Source organism: Marinobacter sp., from assembly GCF_048269445.1.
Taxonomy (GTDB): Bacteria; Pseudomonadota; Gammaproteobacteria; order Pseudomonadales; family Oleiphilaceae; genus Marinobacter.
Map to the genome: position 1 here is coordinate 630,609 of NZ_JBLXIQ010000002.1, position 6,202 is coordinate 636,810.

Sequence of the window (6,202 nt, forward strand, 5' to 3'; positions counted from 1 at the left end):
GCGACCAGTACCGTAATTTTGTGCTACAGACATATCCGCCTTCCGTTAAATGTCGAGTTCTTTGGGCTGCTGGGCTGCGTGAGGATGCTCAGCGCTGGCATAGATTTTAAGCTTCTTGAACATGGCGCGGCCGAGCGGGCCCTTCGGAAGCATGCCTTTGACAGACTTCTGAATAATTTGCTCGGGCGCCTTGTCGACCAGCTTCTCGAAGTTGATGGATTTGATTCCACCCGGAAAGCCGGTGTGACTATAGTACATCTTGTCAGATGCCTTGTTGCCGGTCACCCGCACCTGACTTGCATTGATCACAACAATGTAATCGCCAGTGTCTACATGGGGGGTGTACTCAGGCTTATGCTTGCCCCGCAGACGACGGGCGATTTCGGTTGACAGACGACCCAGCGTCTTGCCGGCTGCGTCTACAACGTACCAGTCACGTTTTACGGTTTCTGGTTTCGCACTCAGAGTCTTCATTGATTCCGCCTTGAACGCTATATAAGAAACGTTAAAAACCACACCGGTAAATGCTTTGCATCCGGAGGGGTTTCTATACCTGTTAGTTAGTCGGCAGTGACACTATTCGGGGCTGAGATAGTGACATCGCCTTGAAAAGCCAGGGCGCGAAGTATACTCGAACCTCCCGAATAATCCAACCCTGTGTCGCACTGTTTCGTTATTCCCCTACACCGACCGCAGGCCAGCCGAACAATCTCGACACATTGCGCCCTAACACTTGCGCCAGCACCTCTGGCTCTACCCCCCGGATTTGCGCCAGAGCACCCAGAATCTGCGGCAAATAGACCGGAGAATTCTGCCCTGGCCGGACACCTTCGGGAGCCATATCCGGCGCATCTGTCTCGAGCACCAGAGATTCAGCTGGCAACCTCGCAATGGCATCGCGGGTTTTACGTGCCCGCGGATGGGTAATCACGCCGCCAACCCCGATGAAACAACCCAGACCGACCAACTTTTCGGCCTGCTGATAGCTTCCGGAAAAACCGTGAATCAAGGCCTGACCACTCCATTGCTTGCCATTGAGCAGGTGGTGCACCTCATCATGAGCTTTAACCGAGTGAATAACCAGCGGCATATTCAGTTCGGTCGCGAGGGTAACCTGAGCTTCAAACCAGGGCCGTTGAGCTTCAAGGCTACCCTTGAGCCGGTCTAGTCCGCACTCCCCGATCGCCACACAACGCTCAGGTTTACTCTTCAGTAACTGCTCAAGCGCAGCAAGGTCTTCCTCTGAGTGCTCATCGACATACCAGGGATGAATTCCGAGGCAGTAAAACAGACCGTTATGGGCCAGCGCTGTTTGCCGAACCCTTGCCCAATCCGGCCGGCGCACACCAGGTATGACCAAATGACGAACACCGCGCGAACGAGCCCGTTGAAGCTCGATCTCCCGGCGGCCGTCAAACTGCGGAAAATCGAAATGGCAGTGGGCGTCGATCAGCTGCAAAGTCACCTCCGCCCCGGCGTATTCAGTGCTCCCGGGTCTTGTGGAACTGTATGTCGGGGTACCGCTCCTGAGCCAAGTTCAGGTTAACCATGGTTGGGGCAATATAGGCCAGCCGGTCGCCGCCATCAAGCGCCAGGTTGTCGTTGTTCTTGCGCTGAAACTCATCGAGTTTGCGCTCATCGCTGGAGGTCACCCAGCGGGCGGTGGCAACATTGATCGGCTCGTAGACAGCCTCGACCTTGTACTCACTCTTGAGACGACTGACCACCACATCGAACTGAAGCACACCGACCGCGCCGACAATAAGATCATTGTTACGGAGCGGCCTGAAGACCTGAACGGCGCCCTCTTCGGATAGCTGAATCAACCCCTTTTGGAGCTGCTTGGCCTTGAGAGGGTCCTTGAGACGAATACGACGGAACAGTTCCGGAGCAAAATTCGGAATCCCGGTAAATTTCATGTCTTCACCGGCAGTGAAGGTGTCGCCCAACTGAATCGTACCGTGATTGTGCAGACCAATAATATCGCCCGCAAAGGCCTCTTCAGCGTGTTCCCGGTCACCGGCCATAAACGTTAATGCGTCGGAGAAACGCACTTCCTTACCAATCCGCACATGCCGAGCCTTCATGCCCTGAGTGTATTTGCCGGACACAATGCGGAGAAACGCCACCCGGTCACGATGCTGGGGATCCATATTTGCCTGGATCTTGAACACAAACCCCGAAAAGCCGGCGTCGTCGGGCTGCACAAGCCTTTGATCTGTTTCCCGGGGCTGGGGCGCCGGCGCCCATTCCACCAGGCCATCCAGCATGTGATCTACGCCGAAGTTACCCAGCGCGGTACCAAAGAAAACCGGTGTCAGCTCACCTGCAAGAAAGGCTTCCTGATTGAATTGATGAGAAGCGCCCTTGACCAGCTCAATCTCATCCCGCAAGTCTTCAGCGTATGCCCCAATTGCCTGCTCGAGTTCCGGATTATCCAGTCCTGCGATGACCCGTGTTTCCTGAATGGTGTGGCCCTGACCGGATTGATAAAGGACCACCTCATCCCGAAGCAGATGATAAACACCCTTGAAGCTCTTGCCCATTCCGATGGGCCAGGTAATTGGCGCACATGCAATTTTCAGAATGTCCTCGACTTCGTCCATCAACTCCACCGGATCCCGGGTATCCCGGTCCAGCTTGTTCATGAAAGTGATAATGGGGGTGTCACGCAAACGCGTGACCTCCATCAGCTTGATGGTCCGCTCCTCGACACCCTTGGCACTGTCGATCACCATCAGGCAGGAATCGACCGCAGTCAGGGTACGATACGTGTCTTCGGAAAAGTCCTCGTGACCCGGAGTGTCCAGCAGGTTCACAAGCTTGCCACCATAAGGAAACTGCATGACCGATGTGGTCACGGAAATACCGCGCTCCTTTTCCATCTCCATCCAGTCCGACTTGGCGTGCTGGCCAGACTTCTTTCCCTTGACGGTCCCGGCTTTCTGAATCGCCTTGCCGAACAACAGGACCTTCTCGGTAATGGTAGTTTTACCGGCGTCTGGGTGCGAGATGATGGCAAAGGTGCGGCGCTTAGCCACTTCCTGAGAAAGGTTAGACATAGTCGAAGAGCAACCTGAATCTGATGTTCGCGAAAAGGCAGCCATTATAGGGCTTAAGTAGCTGTTACGCGAACACAAGCGATGTCGGTCACCGGCTGATATCGAGAACCATCACCCGCGCATCCTCCCGACCATTCCCTGAAGGGTAATACCCGGGGCGTCGCCCTATTTCCCTGAACCCCTCATCTTCATAAAGGGCTATGGCGGCTTCGTTGCTGGCTCTCACTTCCAGCAAAAGCTGTGACGCGCCTTCATGGGACGCGGCAGCCAGAACATGCCTGAGAAGTTGCCTGCCAATTCCCTTGCCACGAACTCGACGATGCATGCAGATATTCATTAGGTGCGCCTCGTCGACCATATAGGTGACAACAGCGTATCCCACAAGGGAATCGCCAAGGCAGGCCGCCCAGAGGTGATAACTGTCCTTGAAACAGTCGAGAAACACCGACTCGCTCCAGGGATGAGAGTAGCCCTGACATTCAATATCCAGCACCTCCGGAAGGTCCTGTGGCACTAATGGTCGAAACAGAAGACCTGCCTCCATTACGTTCTGATACGCTTCCGGACCGGACATCAGCGGTCCGCCAACGCCTTGAGCCGATGCCATAGCGAACGCTTTATAGCGGGCTCGCTCGCCAGTTCAGCGAGAGAGTACTGAAAACTTACCGCCACATCGCGCCCGAGGGCCTTTGTCAGCCAATCTTTTTCGGTCTCGGCCTCGCCTCCAAGTAAAACCACTTTCTGGCGATCCACCCCGGACAGGACATTGCCGATCACCTCAACAAGGTCCCCGGTAGAATTTCCAGGAACCAAGAGATTATTAAATACAGGCCAGCGCACCTGGCCCAAAAACCGGGGACGCTGCTCGCCTAAACTCTTGAGAATGTTCAGCGCCAGGATTTCCTGAAGCCGGGTACTGGCTTCTGCCGACATAGCGGCTATCAGGACTATATTATCTCCGACCCAGAGCATCAGATTCACCTTGCCGACCGGGGTCCACGGAACTCCTGCGGCGATCTTATTTACTGGTTCCGGTTGCGGAGAATCCCGGCCTGGCTCCACCAGAGATTTCTGTTCCGGGATCTCAGAGGCAGGCTTCTCCGAAGCTTCGGTACCATTCTCCATTAATGCCTGGAGATCGGCAATTCGTGCAGCGCCCTGATTGCGATGCCTGGCCGACAGCACTGGCCGGGCAGATTTTCCGGAAATCCCGCCCGGATCAGAGACAGGTTGAGCTATCTCTGGCAGCACCTCCGCAGCAGATGCCTCCTCCGGGAATTCAAATTCCGGGCTTGTCGCCGCACCTGGCAATGGCTGCCGGGCATACCACACGCGGATGCCTGCCGCTCCCAGGTAGAACTGTCGCTCTGCTTCGGACCTAATCATTGAACTCGCCTGTGATTTCCAATCAATTGTAAAACGTCAGACATCCGCGATCTGTGGATGGTGCCGAATACCACCTTTGCTGATCAGATTAAGGGCTTCAATGTAGGCCTTGGCAGACGCAATGATGATGTCGGTGTCTGCACCTACGCCATTCACGATCCGGCCGCCCCGCTCAAGACGGACCGTTACCTCGCCCTGAGCGTCGGTACCACTGGTGATATTGTTTACGGAGTAAAGCTGGAGATTGCACCCGGAATCAACCAGCGACTCAATGGCCTGAAAAGTGGCATCGACCGGGCCGCTGCCTTCGGCTTCCACCTTATGCTCTTTGCCGTCTACCGTCAGGGTCAGATTCGCCCTGGGAACCACTCCGGTCTCTGAACAAACTTGCATACAGACCAGACCGTAACGGCCATCTTCCTCTCTCTGGCGGGTATCACTGGCGATGGCTTGCAGATCTTCATCGAAAATTTCGTGCTTGAGGTCCGCAAGCGCTTTGAACCGGGTGAACGCTTCATTAAGTTCAGTCTCGGTCTCAAACTGGATGCCCAGCTCAAGCAACCGGGTCCGAAAGGCATTTCGGCCGGAGTGCTTACCCAGAACCAGACTGTTGGTATGCCAGCCCACATCTTGGGCACGCATGATTTCATAAGTCTCACGATGCTTGAGAACACCATCCTGATGAATGCCGGACTCATGGGCGAAGGCATTGGCGCCAACAATGGCCTTGTTGGGCTGGACGGGGAAGCCCGTGATGGTGGAGACCAGGCGTGAAGCCTGGACAATATGCTGCGCTTCGATCCGGGTATCGATATTAAACAGGTCCTGACGGGTGCGAACGGCCATTACAATCTCTTCCAGTGCAGCGTTACCGGCACGCTCACCCAAACCATTTATGGTGCACTCCACCTGGCGGGCACCCTGAGAAACTGCCGCAAGGGAATTAGCCACGGCCAGACCCAGATCATTATGGCAATGCACCGAGAAAATCGCCTTATCAGCATTGGGAACACGGTTCAGGAGCTGGCGAATGGTTTCACCAAACTGTTCAGGAATAGCGTAGCCCACGGTATCCGGGATGTTAATGGTGCGGGCTCCGGCGTCTATTGCCGCCTCAATGATGCGGCAAAGAAAATCCAGCTCTGAACGGCCGGCGTCTTCGCAGGAAAACTCCACATCATCGACGTGACTACGAGCTCTCTTCACAGCTCGGACAGCCTGTTCGACAACCTCGTCCGGTTGCATCTGGAGCTTGTGCTTCATGTGGATTGGAGAGGTGGCAATGAAGGTATGGATTCGGCCACGCTCGGCCGGCCTGATGGCCTCGGCGGCCCGATCAATGTCCTTGTCGAGAGCCCTGGCAAGGCTGCAGACCGTTGAGTCTTTTATCGATTCAGCAATCGATTTCACCGCGTCAAAATCACCCTGGCTGGCAATCGCAAAACCCGCTTCGATGACGTCAACACGAAGCCTTTCAAGCGCCTTGGCAATACGGAGTTTCTCCGCTTTGTTCATGGTAGCCCCAGGGCTCTGCTCACCATCACGGAGCGTTGTATCAAAGATGACCAAGTGATCGGTGGCGGACATTGGCAGGCTCCATTCAAAGAGTTGGTTCTCTATGGAGAGAGTATATCACTGGGATGGGCCCAGTGAGGTTTTGAGATTCCCCAAATTGCGGGCAATAAAAAACCCCAGTACCGTTGGGTACTGGGGTTTAGGCATTAGGCGCCTGACGATGACCTACTCTCACATGG

Annotated in this window: 6 protein-coding genes; all 6 read right to left on the minus strand. The window is 55.1% G+C overall.

Annotation, left to right across the window (positions count from 1 at the left end):
• Positions 1 to 45 precede the first annotated feature (45 nt).
• The 6 genes from rplM to ACN0XM_RS06295 all read right to left on the minus strand — a co-directional run bounded on the left by rplM (position 46) and on the right by ACN0XM_RS06295 (position 6,035).
• Complete coding sequence (gene rplM / locus ACN0XM_RS06270) at positions 46 to 474, minus strand: 50S ribosomal protein L13 (protein ID WP_417566051.1); 429 nt, start codon at positions 472 to 474, stop codon at positions 46 to 48.
• A 199-nt stretch (positions 475 to 673) separates the two neighbouring features.
• Positions 674 to 1,459 carry a TatD family hydrolase gene (locus ACN0XM_RS06275; RefSeq protein WP_417566052.1) on the minus strand — a complete coding sequence of 262 codons (786 nt, stop codon included), beginning with the start codon at positions 1,457 to 1,459 and terminating at the stop codon, positions 674 to 676.
• 22 nt (positions 1,460 to 1,481) lie between these two features.
• Positions 1,482 to 3,062: a peptide chain release factor 3 gene (gene prfC / locus ACN0XM_RS06280; protein WP_417566053.1), complete on the minus strand. Its 1,581-nt coding sequence runs from the start codon at positions 3,060 to 3,062 to the stop codon at positions 1,482 to 1,484.
• 88 nt (positions 3,063 to 3,150) lie between these two features.
• The gene (gene rimI, locus ACN0XM_RS06285) at positions 3,151 to 3,669 is read right to left on the minus strand and encodes a ribosomal protein S18-alanine N-acetyltransferase (RefSeq protein WP_417566054.1); all 519 of its coding nucleotides are present in this window, start codon (positions 3,667 to 3,669) and stop codon (positions 3,151 to 3,153) included.
• On the minus strand, positions 3,636 to 4,448 hold the full coding sequence (locus ACN0XM_RS06290; RefSeq protein WP_417566055.1) for a 2-isopropylmalate synthase: 813 nt from the start codon (positions 4,446 to 4,448) through the stop codon (positions 3,636 to 3,638). The genes rimI and ACN0XM_RS06290 overlap by 34 nt, the downstream gene beginning before the upstream one ends.
• Positions 4,449 to 4,484: 36 nt before the next feature.
• Positions 4,485 to 6,035, minus strand: coding sequence for a 2-isopropylmalate synthase (locus ACN0XM_RS06295; protein ID WP_417566056.1), 1,551 nt, complete (start codon positions 6,033 to 6,035; stop codon positions 4,485 to 4,487).
• Positions 6,036 to 6,202: the final 167 nt, after the last annotated feature.